The organism is Asanoa sp. NPDC049573 (genome assembly GCF_040676615.1).
GTDB lineage: Bacteria > Actinomycetota > Actinomycetes > Mycobacteriales > Micromonosporaceae > Asanoa.
On record NZ_JBFAPI010000001.1, the window covers coordinates 739522 to 756081 of the forward strand.

Below are 16560 nucleotides of genomic sequence, written 5' to 3' on the forward strand. Positions count from 1 at the left end.
ATAGACGTCGCGTGCGGTGCCTACGCCCTGGGCAGGTGTTCCTGGCGGCCGACCCGGTAGGCCGCGGCCAGCAGGACCGCGAAGGCCGGGTCGAGGTCCGCCGGCGCCCTGAGGCGGAAGGCGTGCAGCACGTTGCGGGCCGAGAGGACATCGACTCGGTGGATCGTCGGATGCGCGGCCGCGCGGGCCAACACGAGGTGGCCGTCCGGGCCGTGCCGACGCGGCATGAAGGCCGCGAAGCTCACGGCGGCTCTGGTCTTCTCCGGCAGCATCTCGACCGGCCCGCGGGCCTCGACCACCGCGCACGAAGAGATCGCAGCCCGCGAAATGGGTCTGATTCGCGGGCTGCGAAGGTGCGGCCGCTGGTGGGCAGGCCTACAGCGGCCGGTCGCTCATCGGGCCGCGGTGTCCTTGGTGAAGCACTTGCTGATGTTCTGCTCGCCCGGGCGGCCCAGGAAGTCCATCGGCGACTTGCTCGACGGCTTGGCCTTCGGGTCGGCGTCCAGGTTGATCATCCAGAAGTAGATGCCGCCGAGGTCGCGGTCTTCCATCACTCGGCAAGCGGCGTCGAACCAGCGTTGCTGGATCTCCGGCTTGATCGAGCCGTTGGTGTGCGGCGACCAGGGCTCCTTGTAGGCGCCGGGGCGGGCGCCGATCGCGACCTCGGCCAGCACCAGGTCGGAGAGCTTGCCGTCGCCGCGGCCGTCGTCGAGCCAATCGTTCCAGCCGTCGACCAGCTTGGTCACCGTGGCGGTGTCGCTGACCCGGATCGGGGGGTAGGCGTCGACCGACAGCGTGATGCCGGTCGCCGGGCCGGTCTTCTTGAGGCGGTCGTGGTTGGCGCTGTAGTCGATCTCGCCCGAGAAGGCGGCCTTGACGCCGGTGGCGACCGTCTTCCAGCCCGTGGTGTTGCTCTCCAGCGAGGTCAGTTCGGTGCCGACGACGAACGTGGCGACCTTGGCGGCTGCGGCGACCTTGGCGTATTTGACCAGCATGTCGCGGTAGGAGGCGAACCACTTGGTGCGGTCGGCGGGGCGGATCGAGCCGCGCCACATGTCGGGGTCGTCCTTGGTCAGGTTGCGCTCGTTGAGCATCGGCCGGATGTTGGTGCGCAGGTCGCGCTTGTTGGCCTCGTCGAGCACGAGCGCCAGCCGGGCCGGCGACGGGGTGATCGGGTCGTCCATCCGGACCGCGTTGGCGTAGGCCGAGTCCATCACGAACGAGAACGAGATGGAGACCGCGTTGGCGCCGAGCGACACCACGTGGTCGAGGATCTTCTGGGCCTTCGCGCGTACGACCTGGTCGGTGTCGTTCGGGTTGTTCTCCCAGTAGATCGCGATGCCGTGCTGGCGCATCCCGGGCTGCCACGGGTCGCGCACCTTGGCCACCGTCGGCGCGTCGGGAGCGCCCGAAGCGGTCGAGCCCCCCGGGGGCGCCTGCGACAGCCGGGTCATCGGGTCGCCGCCGCCGGACGAGCAGCCGGCCGCCAGCAGCACCGCGGCGCAGCCGGCCGCGGCCCACCCGCGCACGAAGGCCCTCATATCGGCTTCGCGATGACGACGAACTGCTGCTGGCCGCCGCGCAGGTAGCGGATCAGGCCGCGGACGGCGCCGATCCCTTCCATCAGCGAGAAGATCGGCACCAGCAGGATGACCGCGATCCCTTCCCACCACCGGTATTTGGCGCGCCGGGAGACGCTCACGTTGATCCGTAGCCCCTCGGAGTAGAGCCAGATGGCGTAGGCCATGTTGAGCGCCCAGATCGGCAGCACCAGCAGCGTGATCGGCACCGTGTCGAACGAGCCGAGCACCCAGCCGATCAGCAGGATCGTGCCGATGTGCTGCAGCGGGCTGATCACCCAGGTGAACGTCGAGTAGCCGATGTAGAGGCGGTCGCGCAGCGGGATCCGCTCGTCGAGCGCCAGCCCGATCAGGCCCCAGGCCCATCGCTCGCGTTGGCGGAAGAAGTCGCGCACGGTCGCCGGTGAGGCGCCGTAACAGCGGCCGGCGAACCAGGCGCTGCGGCCGGGGTAGCGGCGGCTGAAGACGAGCGCGAACTGGGCGTCTTCGACGATCGCCTCGGGACCGAAGTCCCAGCCGATCTCGGCCTCCACCGAGGCCCGCACGAGCAGCAACTCGCCGTGCACGCCGCCGAGCGGGTGGCCACTGCCGGTGAACGCCGAGTAGACCGTGACGTCGGCGATCGGCCGGCTCGCGTCGGCCAGCCAGGTCAGCTTGCTGCGGGCGTGCTCGCGGGGGTAGGTCAGGATGCCCTGCGCGAGGTGGCAGGCCTTGTCGCCGAGGCCGCGCTGCTGCTCGATGAGGCGGGCGATGGCGATCGCGGTGTCGAGGCCGACGCCGGTGTCGTCGTCCATGTGGAGCACCCAGACGTCGTCGCGGTCTTCGTGCTGGGCGATCCGCAACTCGTGGGCGTAGTTGTTGGCGCGCGACTTGAACTTGGTGCGGTTGACCGTGTGGTAGCTGCGCGGCACGGTGACGACCCGGATGTAGCGGCTGATCTCGCCCAGCTTGTGGATCTTCTCAGCGGCCTCGCAGCCCTCTTCGATGACCACGTCGACGCGCAGCTTCGGGAAGCACTCGGGCAGGTAGGTGATGTAGGAGTGGACGACCCGGTCGAGGGCCGGGTAGGTGTCGTTCCGGCCGATCGTCGGCACCACCACCACGAGCCGGTCGCGCGAGCGGATGACCGTGCCGTCCGCGGCGGTGAGCCGGTCGCGGCGCAGCCGCCGCCGGGTGACCAGGGCGCCGACCAGCCCGACGATCGTGCCGATCACCGGGTAGGTCCAGAGGATCGTCACCACGGCGCCGAGCGGGCCGGTCGAGTGGACGCTGAGCAGCAGGGTGATCGTCAGCACGGCGACGAACCAGACGGCGAGCGGCCACATCCGCGGCAGCCACCCGGCGTGCCGCTGCGCCATCGTGGTCGCCCGGGTCGTGATCGGCATCCGGACGGCCGGCATGACCTGTGTCTCGCCGTGGTGGGGGTGCTGCTGCTGGCGCGGGATGATCTGGGTGCGCTCACCCGGGTCGTCGCTGCGGGTGGCGGCGACGTGCGTGGTCACGAGGGGTCCTTCCGGGTCAGCAGCGCGACGGTGTAGCCCGTCGTCCACCAGCTGCCGGCGACATCATAACGTTCCTGCAGGACGGCCTTCTTGGTTCCGTCGAGCTCGTCGAGCGGCTCCTGGTAGTCGCCCAGCCGCAGCACCCAGATCCGCTTCGTGTCGCCGAGGCGGGCGGCCACGTCCTGGTGCTCGCTGGAGACCATCCAGCCGTCGGTACGCATCGGGCGGTCGACCAGCAGGTCGGTGGGGCGCTTCCCGGGCGGCAGGTAGTGCGCGATGACGTCGCGGTTGAGCACACCCGGGCCGCGGTCGGTGAGCCCGTAGACGATCCCGTCGCCCTGCTCGTAGTCGTGTTCGATCAGCGCGACGACGGCCTTGGTGTCCTGGTAGCGGAACGCGGGCTTGCGCACCTCGACCTGACCCGGCAGGGCGAGCACGGCCAGCGCGGCCATCGTCGCGATCGCCGTGACCAGCCCGCGCTTGGCGAGCAGGATGCCGACCAGCACGGCCCAGCCGACGATCGTGTAGAGCACGTAGCGCTGCTGCCAGATGTGGGTGACCGAACCGAGCGCCATCAGCAGCGCCACCGGCAGCAGGCCGAGGCAGATCGCCACCACCGCGCCGCGCTCGCGGGAGATCGCCGCCATGCCAAGACCCATGATCGCGCCACCGATCAGCGCACCGCCGAAGAACTCCAGGCCGTAGGCCTCGATGCCGTGCAGGTCGGTGAAGGGGATCCAGCCGATCTGGGTGCCCTGTTGCCGCCGGCCGATCAGCACGATGGGAATCAGCGGTAACAGCCCGGCGAACGCGCTGGGCGTCCAGCGCCACAGCAGCTTGCGGTGGGTGATCAGCACCGCCAGGCCGTGCGCGGCGAGCATCAGCAACGCGACCAGGTGCATCAGACCGACGGCGGCAACCGCGGCGGCGTACGCGAGCGCGATGCCGAGCGTGAAGCCGCCGAGCATCCGGATCAGCAGCAGCGTCGCCACCGCCGCGAAGAAGGTGGCCAGCGCGTAGGGCCGGGCCTCCTGCCCGAACCGCGTGGTGATCGGCAGGATCGCGAAGGTGAGCCCGGCGAGCAGGCCGATCTTGTGCGAGCCCAGCCGGTTGCCGATCAGGCCGACGACCGCCGCGGCGCCGGCCATCGCCAGCGTCGAGGGCAGCCGCAGCGACAGGTCGGAGTCGCCGAAGACGGTCGTCCAGAGGCGGATCAGCACGTAGTAGGGGCCGATCGTCGCGTCGGTGCCCTTGAGCTGGAGCCACAACTCCGACCAGGAGACGGTGGTGTTGCCCCAGGTGGCCAACTCGTCGGCCCACAACCCGGCGCGGGTCAGGCTGATCAGGCACAGCGACAGGGTCGCGAGGGCCGGGGCGATCCAGGCGATCCGCGACTGCCAGGCCGCCCGGCGCCGGCGGCGCTCCTCTTCCTCCTGGCTCGGCGACTTGGGCAGCAACATGGTCGCGTCGGTCGGCGGGTCGAACGTGTTGACCATGCCGACCCGCCGGGGCAGCGGAATGTGCACCTCGCCGTTGGGCGTGGTCACCGGGAGCTGGGAGCGGGCCGGGCTAGTCATTCGGCCCACACGCGATGCCGTCGCCGTCGCGATCCAGGCCGTGCCGGTCGCGCCCGCCCGTGATCTTGAGCTGCTTGAACCCGCGGTCGCGGAGCCAGGCACATTTGTCGGTCACGCCGGACGGAAACTGCCATGGCACACAGACATCGCGGTCGCCGTAGGCGTGGTCACAGCCGTCGGTGCCCTCGGGGATGGTCACACCGGCGGTCGGCGACGGCCCGACCGCCCGCGGCTTCGCGTTGGGCTGGTCGGCGAACTCGTGGATGTAGGGCGGCGGCGCGCTGGCGGCGCCGGCCGGCTGCGGCTGGTCGCCGCCCGGGTCCGGCGCGGGGCCGCCCCCGGTGTCGGCGGCGGTGTCGTCGGCCGGCGCGGCGGCGGTGCTGCCGTCCCGCCAGAGGCCACCTCCGTCGCCACCGCCGGCCACGAGCAGGGCGGCGACGCCGACGACGAGCACCACCAGCACCGCCGCGATGCCGATGCGATCACGGCGGCTGCGACCCCGCACCCACCCGGCGAGGGCCTGGTACCAACGACTCATCCGAGCTTGACCCACTTGGCGACCGACGGCACACCGCTGGCGTTGTGGACGAAGAGCATGTACCACCCGGGCGGAGCCATGTTGGGGTTGCTCGTCACGTTCAGGTCGATGGTGTTGGTGCCCTTGATCGACAGCGGCAACTCGACGAACCGCTGGTTGGGGTCGGACGAGTGGGTCACGGCCGCCGGCCGGATCAGCGAGGCCCGGGTGATCGCCGAGTCGGTGGTGATCCGCTGCGTGCTGCCGTACGCCCAGTTGGTGTTGGCCACGGTCTTGATCTGCGGCCGGGCGCCCTTGAACAGGTAGGGCGGCGAGTAGATGGAGATCCGGGTGTCGAACGTGGCGTTGCCCGGGTTGTCGCCGACCGCCATCACCCGCCCGTCGGGCAGCAGGAACGCCGACGAGTGGTAGGTGCGCGGCACCGGGTCGGTGGCCATGCCGGACTTGAAGGTGTTGGTGGTCGGGTCGAAGATCGACGCCTCGAAGACGGGGTCGGCCCGGTTGTGCATGCCGCCGCCGGTCTCGAAGACGGTGCCGTCGGGCAGCGCCACCAGCGAGACGTACATCTTGCCCTGGTCACCGGTCTGCGGCGCGCCGCCGGTCAGCGTGCCCTGCGGCAGCAGCGGACCGGGCTGGTAGCGCGGGCTGGCCGCCTTCAGGTCGATGATGTCGGTCGACCGGCCGGCGGTGGCGCCCGTGTCGCCGTTGCCGCCGCCCACGGTGAGGACGCGCTGCTGCTGGGCGGGCGGGAGCAGCACGCTCATCGACTGGTCGCGCTCGTCCTTGTTCTGCAGGCCCGGGACGTCGGTGATGGTGCCGGCGCCGTAGTTGTAGATGGACGCGCCGGTGCCGGGCAGGCCGTTGCCGAACGTGTGGCTGCCGGTGTAGAACAGCCGGCCGTCCTGCATCAGCACCATCGACGGGTAGAGACCCCACCATGCCCAGGTCTGCTTCGTCTGGTCCATCGGCAGCCACTTCTTCTGGGCCGCGCTGAAGTAGTCGGTGGTCGTGGTGCCGGTGGAGTCTTCGCCGAGGCCGCCGAGCGAGATGATGTCGCCGTTGCCGAGCATCGTGGCCGACGGGTACCAGTGGCCGGCCAGCATGTCGTTGACCCGGGTGTATTTGTTGGTGGCCGGGTCGAAGATGTAGGAGTTCTTCAACCCCTTGTAGCCCACGGTGCCGTCGGCGCTCGGATAGTCCTTGTTGCCGCCCATCACCAGCACCTTGCCGTCGCTCAACTGCACGTGCCCGGAGCAGAACAGGTCGACCGGCGTGGCGACGTTGGTGAAGGTGCCGTTGGCCGGGTCGTAGACGGCGGTCTTGAACGTGCCCGCGGCGAACGCGTTGGGGTCGTTGCCGGAGCCGGCCACGAGCAGCACCTTGCCGTTGTTGAGCACCACCGAGTGGATGCCGCGCACGGTCGCCTGGTAGGGCATGACCGCCCATTTGCCCTTGGTGCACCCGGTGGCGTCGGTGCAGCCCTTGGGGGTGGCCGGCGCGGTGACCGCGCCGTACATCGCGTAGTCGTCGGTGATCAGCGTGCCGACGCCGTAGATGCTCACACCCCAGGTGATCTGGTCGGTGTTGGCCGGAATCGGGGGAGTGCGCACCGTTTTGTGGGCCCAGGCGGTGGTGGCCGGAAGCGTCGCCGGGTCGAGCCAGTACTGCCAGCCGGCCTGCGTGTCGTGACGGAACAGCGTCATCGCGTTGGCCGCGGTGGTCGACTTGTAATAGACCGAAAGGTCGTATTGGCTGCCCACGCTGACACGGGGCGCGCACTGCCCGTTCTCCAGCATCATCGCCTTGCGGTCACCCGAATTGAGGGCGGTGATGGCGATCTTCAGGGCCTTGCCGCCACTGTGCGCGTCGGCCGTGGTGCCGATCGTGAAGGCGTTGTCGCCCTGACCGGACTTCTCCCAGCAGGTGGGGAAGCCGTCGGTGCCGACCTGCTCCACGCCAGGGTTGGACACGAGATTGGTCACGGCGGCCTGCGCCGGTCTGGCGACCAGGCCGACGGTCAGCAGGAGAGTGAGGGCGAGCAGCCGGCCGAGTCCACGGCGGAGCTCCGGGCTGAACAGCGGAACGGCTCTAGCGGGAGGCACTGCGTCTCCTGTCGATCCTCGTCTACCTGGGCCGTTCCGCAGGTTACCGGTCATCGCCGTCCTGGCCAACATGGGTTTGTCTGTCGCATTCCGATGCACACAGCGGGTACGTCGTTGCCTCCGAACCGTTGCGTTGCAGGGCGATTGGTCGGTATTCGCCGGGATTGCGCGGGCTGGCCGTGGTCCGCGATCCGCGGCAACCTCGGCGCGCACTCTCTCCGTCCCTTCAGCATGAGGTGCAGATGAACCGGATGGCGGTCGCCGACGAGGCGGCGTTCCACGACCACGTGAGCGCGCGCATGCCCGGCTGGCGGCGCATGTGCCGCGACTGGCATCTAGCCGACGACCTCGTGGCAACCACTCTCTTCGGGGCCACCATCCGGTCCGAGCCGCCGCCACCATACACAGTGGACGCACTGTCCGCCCGGGCCGGATGTTGACGGTCGACCAGGTGCTGGCCGTCGCCACCGACCCCGGGGTGTCCTTCTACCCCTGAGCCGCCGCGAGCCGGGCGAGTTCCTCGTGGTCCCAGGTGAACGAGCCGTCGCGCAGGGCCGACAGAACGCCTTCGACCCAGGTCAGCTCGGCCTGGGTCATGGCGTGGCCGTATTCGGCCTCGATCATGACGATCCGGGGCAGCGGGTAGCCGCCCAGCTCGGCCTCGTGCTCGGCGAGCTGCGTGGCCAGCCGCTCGCGTCGCTCCTCCAGCAGGTTCATCGTGGTCTGCGGGGTGAGCATCAGCAGGAACGAGAGCGCGGCCGGGAACTCCGGGAACTCGTTGCGCGGGGTGGAGACGATCTCGGCAAGCCATTGCCGCGTGGCCGCCCGCCCCGCGTCGGTGATCTCGTAGGTGGTGCGCTCGGGGTAGCGCTCGTCGCGGTCGGTGCCGCTCGCGGTGATCAGCCCGGCCTCGTCGAGTCGCTCGATCATCCGGTAGAGGCTGGCGCGCTGGCCGACGTTGACGACCTTGTCCTTGCCCCATTGCTTGACGAGCCGCTGGATCCCATAGGGATGCATGGGTCCGTTTTCCAGCAGGCTGAGGATCGCGAGCGCCAACGGCGAGCGGCGGAAGGTCGATGTCACCGCTCCACGGTAGCAGTGAAATCAGTTTCATCAAGACTAGTTGCAGTGCAACTAGAATCCGTGCAACTATCTTCCCATGACGAACACCGCTAACGCGCCGCTGACGATGACCACCGGCTCGGTCGAATCACGTGACGGCACCCGCATCGGCTACCTCAAGGTCGGCCACGGCCCGGCCGTCATCCTGCTGCACGGCAGCATGGAATCCGCCCGGAGCCACACGCTGCTGGCCCAGGAGCTGGCCGCCGACTTCACCGTCTACCTGCCGGACCGCCGCGGTCGCGGGCTGTCCGGTCCGCACCGCCCCGACCACGGCATCGACACCGAGATCGACGACCTGGCGGCCCTGCTCGACGCGTCCGGCGCGGAGCGGGTGTTCGGCGTCAGCGCGGGCGGCGTGATCGCCATCGAGGCGGCCCGCCGGCTGCCGGCGATCCGCAAGGCCGCGCTCTACGAGCCGGCGCTGATCACCGACGGCGGCACCCGGCACACCGCCTGGCTGAGCCGCTTCGAGCAGGAGATGGCCCGCGGCGACGTGGCCGCCGCGATGATCACCAGCATGTACGGCCTGGAACTGGCGCCGCCGGTCTTCAGGATCATGCCGCGCGGGCTGCTGGCCGCGCTCACCACCAAGCTGATGAACGCCGAGGACAGGAAGGCGGCCCCTGACGACATCACGATGCGCAAGCTGGCACCGACCATCTACTACGACGGCGTGCTCCTGGCCGAGCTGTCGGGCGCGATCGACTCGTTCCGCGACGTCAAGGCCGACGTGCTGCTGATGGGCGGCTCCAAGGGCCTGGGCTGGCTCGCACCGGCCCGCGACGCCCTGGCCGCGACCCTCCCGCACAGCCGCCGCGTCGAGTTCCCAGGTTTCGACCACGGCGCGTCCAGCGACCCGAGCAACACCAACCAGAGCGGCAAGCCGGAGATCGTCGCCCGCGTCGCCCAGGAGATCCGCTCCTTCTTCGCGGGTTAGGCCGTGTCCTGTCGATCGTCGCGGCCTGCGACGGGCCGTCTCGGCTCACGATGATCGACAGGGCCTACTGCCTCCAGGCGCGCAGCTTCTCCGGGTTGCGGATCGCCCACAGGTGGCGGATGTGGTCGCCGGCGATGTCGAAGGCGACCACGGCCGCGGTGGCCCCGTCTACCCGGGCGACCAGGCCCGGCTGGCCGTTGACGGTGCGTTCCAGCAACGCCATGCCGGGCACCAGGGCGGCGATCTGGGCGGCATAGCGGATCACCTGGTCGCGGCCGTGGATCGGGCGGAGCACGGTGTTGACGAGGCCGCCGCCGTCCGCGACGACGGTCGCGTCTGGGTCGAGCAGGCCGACCAGGGCCTCGATGTCCTTGGCCTCCCAGGCCCGCCTGAACGCGCGGACGATCCCGGCCTGCCGGGCGGTCGGCGCAGCCGGGCCGCGCGCCGCGTCGACCCGGCGGCGGGCCGAGGTGGCCAACTGCCGGCAGGCGGCCGGGCTGCGGCCGAGGATCCCAGCCACTTCCCCGAACGGATAGCGGAACACGTCGTGCAGCACGAAGGCGACGCGCTCGGCCGGTGTCATCGACTCGAGCACGACCAGGAACGCCATGTGGACGGACTCGTCGAGGGTGACCCGGTCGGCCGGGTCGACCGAGGCGCCCCACTCCGGCAGCGGCTCCGGGATCCACTCGCCGACATAGCGTTCCCGGCGGGCCCGCGCCGAGCCGAGCAGGTCGAGGCAGACCCGGCTGGCCACCGTCGTCAGCCAGGCGGCGGGGTTCTCGATCGCCTCCTGCCGCGGGCGCGACAGCGCATACCAGCGGGCGTAGGTCTCCTGCACCACGTCTTCGGCGTCGGACAGCGAGCCGAGCAGCCGGTAGGCCAGGTTGATGAGCTGGCTCCGCTGGTCGGTCATCGCGTCCCCCACCGGCCAATCCTCACCAGCGAGGCCACCCGGTGCTATGTCCCAGGTCACCTACTCGTCTTCCGCGAACACCTCCTCGCGGCGCCTGCGGATCGTCGGCAGGATGGCGACCGCGAGCGCCGCGACGGCGAGGGTCAGCAGCACCGCGGAGATCGGGCGGGTCAGGAACACCGACGGGTCGCCGCGCGAGATGATCAGCGCCCGGCGCAGGTTCTCCTCGAGCAGCGGGCCGAGGACGAAGCCGAGCAGCAGCGGCGCCGGCTCGCACCCGCACTTGATCAGGATGTAGCCGAGGATCCCGAAGAAGGCGATCGCGTAGACGTCGTACGCGTTGAACGCCAGCGAGTACGTGCCGATCGCGGCGAACAGGATGATCATCGGGAACAGCACGTTGTAGGGGATCCGCAGCATCCGCACCCACAGCCCGATCAGCGGCAGGTTGAGCACCAGCAGCATCGCGTTGCCGATCCACATCGACGCGATCAGACCCCAGAACAGCGCCGGCTCGTCGTTGATGACGTTGGGCCCGGGCGTGATGCCGTGCACGATGAACGCGCCGACCATCAGCGCCATCACCGGGTGGGCGGGCAGGCCCAGGGTCAGCAGCGGGATGAACGAGGTCTGCGCGGCCGCGTTGTTCGCCGACTCCGGGCCGGCGACACCCTCGATCGCGCCGTGCCCGAACTCCTTCCTGCGCCGGGAGATGCGCTTTTCGACGGCGTACGAGGTGAACGACGCCAGCACGTGCCCACCGCCGGGCAGGATGCCGAGCGCGGCGCCCAGGCCCGTGCCGCGCAGGATCGGGCCGGCGCTGCGGCGCCGGTCCTCCTTGTCGGGCCAGAGGTTGCGCACCTTGCTGACGATGGCGGTGCGGCTCTGCTCGCTCTCCAGGTTGCGCAGGATCTCCGCGACGCCGAACAGGCCGACGGCGACGGAGACGAAGTCGATGCCGCCGTAGAGTTCGCGCTGCTCGAACACGAACCGCGGCGTGCCGGTGTAGATGTCCTGGCCGACCGTGCCGAGCAGCACGCCGAGCGCGATCATCGCGAGCGCCTTGAGCGCCGAGCCGCGGGCCAGCGCGATCGACACGATCAGGCCGAGCAGCACCAGCGAGAAGTAGTCGGCCGGGCCGAACCTGAGCGCGACGTCGGCCAGCGGCGGTGCGGCGACGGCCAGCGCGACGGTGGCGACCGTGCCCGCGAAGAAGGATCCGACGGCCGCGACGGCCAGGGCCGGCCCGGCGCGGCCCTGCTTGGCCATCTCGTGACCGTCGAGCGCGGTCACCGCGGCGGACGACTCACCGGGCAGGTTGATCAGGATGGCGGTGGTGGAGCCGCCGTACTGCGCGCCGTAGTAGATGCCGGCCAGCATGATCAGCGCGGTCACCGGCTCGAAGCTGAAGGTGATGGGCAGCAGCATCGCCACCGTGGCCGTCGGCCCGATGCCGGGCAGCACACCCACGGCCGTGCCGAGCAGCACGCCGACGAAGCAGTAGAGGACGTTCTGGACCAGGAAGGCGGTCGAGAAGCCCAGGGCGAGGTTGTCGAGAAGGTCCATGCCTCAATCCGGGTGGCGCGTCAGAACGGCAGCCACGGGCCCCATAGGGGGATCCGCAACTGGAGGCCGACGACGAAGATGAGCGTGCTGGCCAGGGTCAGCCCGACGGCGACGGCCGCGGCCGCCAGCAGCCGCACCTTGGCGCTGGCCAGCGTGGTGAGGAAGGCGGTGACCACGCAGGTCGGGATGAAGCCGAGCCCACGCACGGTGAAGCCGAAGAACACGAGCGCCAGCGCGATGGCCGCGACCGCCCGCCAGGGGACCACGCCGAACGCGATCACCTCGCCGGCGATGAGGCCCTTCACGACGATCCCGAGGCCGAGGGCGGCGACGATCAGGCCAACCGCGAGCGGGAAGAAGCCGGGGCCCATCCGCAGTGGGGTGCCCAGCCCGTAACTGAGCGACCCCACGGCGAACGCGCCACCGATCAGGACGAAGATTCCCCCGGCGAGAATGTCCGGGAGGGACCGGCGGCGTTCCACGTCAGGAGGCCGTAACCCCGGCGTCGGCGATGATCTTCGCCCAGGTTTTCAGTTGCTCGTCGAGCTTGGCCGTGTGCGCCTCGGGCGTCGCGTCGGTCGCGGGCACGGGCGCCGTGCCGAGCTTGGCCATCTCGTCGATGACGGTCTGGTCGGCCAGCGCCACCTTCAGCGCCTCGGACAGCTTCTGGACCACCTCCGGCGGCGTGCCCTTCGGCGCGTAGAGGCCGTGCCAGACGCTGACCTGGAGCGCGGGCAGCCCGGCCTCGGCCGTCGTCGGCACGTCGGGCAGGCTCTTGACCCGCTGCGGCGTGGTCACGGCGTACACCTTGACCTTGCCGGCCTTGATCTGGCCCGTGGTGTTGGTGGTCTGGTCGCACATGAAGTCGACCTGGCCGCCGACCAGGTCGGTCAGCGCCGGCCCGGTGCCCTGGTAGGGGACCTCCTGGAGCTTGACGCCGGCGGCCGACTGGAACAGCAGGCCGCACAGGTGGGACGCGGCGCCGATGCCGGCGTTGGCCAGGGTGACCTTGTCGGCGTTGGCCTTCACGTAGCCCTCGAGCTCGGTGAGGCTGGCCGGCGGGAAGTCCTTGCGCGCGACGATCGTCATCGGCACCTCGGTGACCAGGCCGATCGTCTCGAAGTCTTCGAGCGGCTTGTAGCCCAGGTCCTTATAGAGGGCCGGCGCCGTCGACATGCCGATGTGGTGCATCAGCACGGTGTAGCCGTCGGGTTTGGCCCGGGCGACGTCGCCCGCGCCGACGGTGCCGCCGGCACCCTCGACGTTCTGCACGACGATCCGGACGCCGAGCTTCTTGGCCATCGGCTCCGAGATCATGCGGGTGACGGTGTCGGTCGGGCCGCCCGCGCTGAACGGCACGATGATGGTGATGTTCTGGTTCGGGTAGCCGCGGGCCGCGCCTGTTCCCGCCCTGCCTCCGCCGGTCTCGGAACAGGCGGCGACGAGCGAAATGGCGCCGATCACGGCGATCGCCCGCACGGCCGACCGATGCCCGCTGAACGTTCCCATGTCGAGGTCTCCTCGTCAGCACGTGGATCAACGTCGATTTATACGCGGCACCAGTCTCGGCCGGTGGGCGCGGGAATGGTGTCAGAGGAATCCCAAGAAGTCGAGGCTCACGCATGCGTGGATCCGGACCGTACAATCCCGCGGTATGCGGATCACCGTCATCGAAGACGATGACCGCGTCGCGCGCGGTCTGGTGACCGTCCTGGCCCAGGCCGGTTTCGAGGTGCACCGCATCGCCACCGCCGCGGAGGCCGTGCGGGCCGCTCCGTCCGATGTGGTCCTGGTCGACCTGGGCCTGCCCGACGGCGACGGCCTCGACGTCATCCGCAAGCTGCGCGACCGGCCGGAGACCGCCGTCATCGCGGTGACCGCGCGGTCCGAGGAACACGAGCGGGTCCGCGGCCTGCGGGCCGGCGCCGACGACTACATCGTCAAGCCGTTCGGCGTGCCCGAACTGCTGGCCCGGATCGACGCCGTGCTGCGCCGCACCCGGGCCGCCCGGGCCCAGCGGCACGCCGGCGGGCCGCTGGTCGTCGGCCCGCTGCGGATCGGGATCGGCACCCGCGAGGTGAGCGTCGAGGGCACGCCCGTGTCGCTGACCCGCAAGGAGTTCGAACTGCTGTCGCTGCTGGCCCGGCGGTCGCCCGACGTGGTCAACCGCGACGTCATCCTCGACCAGATCTGGGGTGCGACCTGGGAGTCGTCGAGCCGCACCCTCGACACCCACATCGCGGCCCTGCGCCACAAGCTCGGGCCCGACGTGTTCATCCGCACCGTCCACGGGGTCGGCTATCGGCTCCTGGCCGACCAGCCGGAGCTGATCGGCTGACCCCGTGCACCGTCGCCTGCTCGTCGTGCTCGTACCCCTGGCCGTGCTGCTGGTCACGGCGCTCGGGGTGCCGCTCGGCGTGACCGTGGCCGAGCGCGAGATGCAGGAGGTCTACGTCGACCGCCTGGACGATGTCGGCCGGTTCGCGTCGCTGGCCGAGACCGCGCTGTCGACGGGCCGCACCGAGGCCCTGGACCAGGAGCTGACCCGCTACCACGCGCTCTACGGCATCCCGGCCGCGGTGATCGACACGTCGGGTGCGGTGCTGCTCGGGCCGGCCGGCGCCTACGAGGAGGCGGCGCGGGCCGAGCCGGACCTGGGTCGGATCGTGACCGCTGCGCTGGCCGGCACCCGGTCGGCACCGTCCGGCGAGTGGGCGCCCTGGGATGACGCCGCGCTGGTGGTCGCCGAGCCGGTCGGCCGGGACAGCGAGGTGGTCGGCGCGGTGGTCTCGATCTCCGACCTGTCCAGGACCCGGGAGCGCGTCCTCGTACGCTGGGCCCGGCTCGCCGGCCTCGGCCTGCTGCCGTTGCTCGGGCTGATGGCCGTCGCCTGGCCGGTGTCGGCGTGGGTGCTGCGGCCGGTGCGCAAGCTCGATGTCGCCACGGCGCGGATCTCCGCCGGCGACCTCAGCACCCGGGCCGACGCCGAGGCCGGCCCGGTCGAGTTGCGGCGGCTCGCGGCGTCGTTCAACACGATGATGGACGCCGTGGAGAACTCCGCGCAGCGGCAGCGGGCGTTCGTCTCCGACGCGTCGCACCAGTTGCGCAACCCGTTGACCAGCCTGCGGCTCGCGGTGGAGAGCCTGGAGCCGCACCTGCGGCCGGCCGGCGCCGGGCAGCAGGCCTACGACGTGGCCGTCGAGGAGCTCAAGGCGATGCAGCGACTGCTCAACTCGCTGCAGGCCAGCGCCCGGATGGAGAGCATGCGCACGGCGTCGCCGGTCGACCTGGACGCGGTGCTGGCCACCCGGGTCGAGCGGTGGCGGGCGTTGACGGCTGCGGCGGGCCAGACCCTGGCCGTCGACGTGCCGCCGGGGCTGCGGCTGCTGGAGCCGCCGGGCGGCCTCGGCAGCGTGCTCGACGAGCTGATCAGCAACGCGTTGCGGCTCTCGGGCGCGGGCCTAGTGGAGGTGTCCGCCCTGGCCGGGCCCGGCGACGTGGTCACGATCGCGGTCCGCGACGACGGCCAGGGACTCGACGCGGCCGAGCGGGGCAAGGCGCTGGCCCGCTTCTGGCGGTCGCCGCGCCACCAGAACGTCGCCGGCACCGGCCTGGGCCTGGCGATCTGCGCCGACCTGGTGGCGGGGGCCGGCGGCCACCTGCGGCTCGAGGAGGGCCTGCCCCGGCCGGACGGCTCCGGCCGCGGTTTCGCCGCGGTCGTGACGCTGCCGGTGGTCGCCTGACGCGCGTGGTCGCTCAGCGTTTGTGGTCGCGGAACCAGGCGGCCGAGCCAGGGTGCAGCGGGATGGCCGCGGTGGAGATGCCGGTGCGCACGTTGATCTGCCAGGCCTCTGGTATGGCGGCGGCGTCGTCGCGGCGGGCCGAGGTGATCGCGCCGGTGTGGGTGAAGATGGTGTCGGTGATCGCGTAGACCAGGTCCTCGGGCAGGTCGTCGCGCACCAGCAGCACGTTGGGCACGGCGACGGTGCGGGTGGCCGGCACACCGTCGTACGCCGTCGACGGGATCATCGCCGGCGCATACGGGCCCGGATAGGTCGAGCCGAGCGCGTCGGCCTGTTCCTGCAACGGGATCAGCCGGATCGGCCGGGACCGGGCCAACTCGGTGATGGCCGGTGTCGGCACGCCGGTCAGCGAGAACATCGCGTCGATGGCACCGTGCTCGAGGGCCGCCGCCGACTCGGCCTGGCTGAGGTTGCGGCCGTCGGCCCGCACGGAGCCGAGCGCCAGCGCCCGCAGCGCGGTGAACTGGGTGCCGGAGTCGCGGGCACCGAGGGAGACGCGCCGGCCCTCGAGGTCGCCGAACCGGGCGATCGCCGACGACGCCAGCACCACCAGGTGCAGGTGGCTGTCGTAGAGGCGGCAGACCGCCGAGATCCCGTCGGGCACGTTGCCGTCGGTGGTGATGACGGCGTCGAGACTGGACAGTCCAAGATGGACGTCGCCGGCCCGCAGCAGCCGGATGTTGTCGGTGGACGCTCCGCTCGGCACCGTCGTCACCGTGGCGCCGGGCACGTGCTCGGTGATGTGTGCGGCCAGCGCGCCGCCGATCCGCCGGTAGACCGCACCGGCCGGCCCGGTGGCCAGCCGCAGGTGGACCTCGGTGGGCTCGGGGTCGCGGGTGCATCCGGCGAGCAGCCCGCCGGCGGCCAGCAGCAGCGCGCGCCGGCGCAGCCTCACGTCCGGGTCGTGCCGCATG

At 70.9% G+C, this 16560-nt stretch carries 16 protein-coding genes; 4 read left to right on the top strand and 12 right to left on the bottom strand.

The annotated features are described in order from the left end of the window. Positions 1-20 precede the first annotated feature (20 nt). The 6 genes from AB0J74_RS03390 to AB0J74_RS03415 all read right to left on the bottom strand — a co-directional run bounded on the left by AB0J74_RS03390 (position 21) and on the right by AB0J74_RS03415 (position 7299). Entirely contained in the window at positions 21-299 is a 279-nt protein-coding gene (locus AB0J74_RS03390) for a hypothetical protein (RefSeq protein ID WP_363443859.1), read from the bottom strand. Positions 300-392: 93 nt separating this feature from the next. Then, entirely contained in the window at positions 393-1541 is a 1149-nt protein-coding gene (locus tag AB0J74_RS03395; protein ID WP_363443862.1) for a hypothetical protein, read from the bottom strand. Then, the gene (locus AB0J74_RS03400) at positions 1538-3082 is read right to left on the bottom strand and encodes a glycosyltransferase family 2 protein (protein WP_363443865.1); all 1545 of its coding nucleotides are present in this window, start codon (positions 3080-3082) and stop codon (positions 1538-1540) included. The genes AB0J74_RS03395 and AB0J74_RS03400 overlap by 4 nt, the downstream gene beginning before the upstream one ends. Continuing rightward, a complete protein-coding gene (locus tag AB0J74_RS03405; RefSeq protein WP_363443868.1) occupies positions 3079-4659 on the bottom strand; it encodes a glycosyltransferase family 39 protein in 1581 nt (526 codons plus the stop codon). Before AB0J74_RS03405 ends, AB0J74_RS03400 begins: the two co-directional genes overlap by 4 nt. Beyond that, on the bottom strand, positions 4652-5197 hold the full coding sequence (locus tag AB0J74_RS03410) for a hypothetical protein (protein ID WP_363443871.1): 546 nt from the start codon (positions 5195-5197) through the stop codon (positions 4652-4654). Before AB0J74_RS03410 ends, AB0J74_RS03405 begins: the two co-directional genes overlap by 8 nt. Then, positions 5194-7299, bottom strand: coding sequence for a galactose oxidase early set domain-containing protein (locus tag AB0J74_RS03415; protein ID WP_363443873.1), 2106 nt, complete (start codon positions 7297-7299; stop codon positions 5194-5196). The genes AB0J74_RS03410 and AB0J74_RS03415 overlap by 4 nt, the downstream gene beginning before the upstream one ends. 242 nt (positions 7300-7541) lie before the next feature. On the opposite strand from AB0J74_RS03415, the gene AB0J74_RS03420 reads away from it, so the two are divergent. Then, a complete protein-coding gene (locus tag AB0J74_RS03420; protein ID WP_363443876.1) occupies positions 7542-7739 on the top strand; it encodes a hypothetical protein in 198 nt (65 codons plus the stop codon). A gap of 46 nt (positions 7740-7785) precedes the next feature. On the opposite strand, the gene AB0J74_RS03425 is transcribed toward AB0J74_RS03420, so the two are convergent. After that, a complete protein-coding gene (locus tag AB0J74_RS03425) occupies positions 7786-8382 on the bottom strand; it encodes a PadR family transcriptional regulator (protein ID WP_363443879.1) in 597 nt (198 codons plus the stop codon). Positions 8383-8458: 76 nt separating this feature from the next. On the opposite strand from AB0J74_RS03425, the gene AB0J74_RS03430 reads away from it, so the two are divergent. Next, positions 8459-9361: an alpha/beta hydrolase gene (locus AB0J74_RS03430; RefSeq protein ID WP_363443882.1), complete on the top strand. Its 903-nt coding sequence runs from the start codon at positions 8459-8461 to the stop codon at positions 9359-9361. A 64-nt stretch (positions 9362-9425) separates the two neighbouring features. Here the strand turns inward: AB0J74_RS03430 and sigJ are convergent, their stop codons facing one another. The 4 genes from sigJ to AB0J74_RS03450 are packed head-to-tail and all read right to left on the bottom strand — an operon-like array spanning position 9426 to position 13352. Further along, the gene (gene sigJ, locus AB0J74_RS03435; protein ID WP_363443885.1) at positions 9426-10289 is read right to left on the bottom strand and encodes an RNA polymerase sigma factor SigJ; all 864 of its coding nucleotides are present in this window, start codon (positions 10287-10289) and stop codon (positions 9426-9428) included. Positions 10290-10337: 48 nt separating this feature from the next. After that, entirely contained in the window at positions 10338-11843 is a 1506-nt protein-coding gene (locus tag AB0J74_RS03440) for a tripartite tricarboxylate transporter permease (protein ID WP_363443889.1), read from the bottom strand. Positions 11844-11863: 20 nt separating this feature from the next. Then, positions 11864-12325, bottom strand: a complete 462-nt coding sequence (locus AB0J74_RS03445) for a tripartite tricarboxylate transporter TctB family protein (RefSeq protein ID WP_363443892.1) — start codon at positions 12323-12325, stop codon at positions 11864-11866. 1 nt (position 12326) lies between these two features. Continuing rightward, on the bottom strand, positions 12327-13352 hold the full coding sequence (locus AB0J74_RS03450; protein WP_363443895.1) for a tripartite tricarboxylate transporter substrate-binding protein: 1026 nt from the start codon (positions 13350-13352) through the stop codon (positions 12327-12329). Between the two features lie 145 nt (positions 13353-13497). Here AB0J74_RS03450 and AB0J74_RS03455 point away from each other — a divergent pair, with 145 nt between their 5' ends. Further along, positions 13498-14181 (top strand): response regulator transcription factor, encoded by a 684-nt coding sequence (locus AB0J74_RS03455; protein WP_363443898.1) that lies wholly within the window; start codon positions 13498-13500, stop codon positions 14179-14181. 4 nt (positions 14182-14185) lie between these two features. Beyond that, positions 14186-15586 (top strand): HAMP domain-containing sensor histidine kinase, encoded by a 1401-nt coding sequence (locus tag AB0J74_RS03460; RefSeq protein WP_363443901.1) that lies wholly within the window; start codon positions 14186-14188, stop codon positions 15584-15586. 13 nt (positions 15587-15599) lie between these two features. Here AB0J74_RS03460 and AB0J74_RS03465 read toward each other — a convergent pair whose 3' ends face one another. Continuing rightward, positions 15600-16559 carry a TAXI family TRAP transporter solute-binding subunit gene (locus AB0J74_RS03465; protein ID WP_363443904.1) on the bottom strand — a complete coding sequence of 320 codons (960 nt, stop codon included), beginning with the start codon at positions 16557-16559 and terminating at the stop codon, positions 15600-15602. Between the last annotated feature and the right edge of the window lies 1 nt (position 16560).

Bases quoted from the DNA above. Each gene is read 5' to 3' on its own strand.
- AB0J74_RS03395 (WP_363443862.1), bottom strand. From the start codon at position 1,541: ATGAGGGCCTTCGTGCGCGGGTGGGCCGCGGCCGGCTGCGCCGCGGTG.
- AB0J74_RS03405 (WP_363443868.1), bottom strand. From the start codon at position 4,659: ATGACTAGCCCGGCCCGCTCCCAGCTCCCGGTGACCACGCCCAACGGC.
- AB0J74_RS03410 (WP_363443871.1), bottom strand. From the start codon at position 5,197: ATGAGTCGTTGGTACCAGGCCCTCGCCGGGTGGGTGCGGGGTCGCAGC.
- AB0J74_RS03420 (WP_363443876.1), top strand. From the start codon at position 7,542: ATGAACCGGATGGCGGTCGCCGACGAGGCGGCGTTCCACGACCACGTG.
- AB0J74_RS03430 (WP_363443882.1), top strand. From the start codon at position 8,459: ATGACGAACACCGCTAACGCGCCGCTGACGATGACCACCGGCTCGGTC.
- AB0J74_RS03440 (WP_363443889.1), bottom strand. From the start codon at position 11,843: ATGGACCTTCTCGACAACCTCGCCCTGGGCTTCTCGACCGCCTTCCTG.
- AB0J74_RS03450 (WP_363443895.1), bottom strand. From the start codon at position 13,352: ATGGGAACGTTCAGCGGGCATCGGTCGGCCGTGCGGGCGATCGCCGTG.
- AB0J74_RS03455 (WP_363443898.1), top strand. From the start codon at position 13,498: ATGCGGATCACCGTCATCGAAGACGATGACCGCGTCGCGCGCGGTCTG.
- AB0J74_RS03465 (WP_363443904.1), bottom strand. From the start codon at position 16,559: ATGCGGCACGACCCGGACGTGAGGCTGCGCCGGCGCGCGCTGCTGCTG.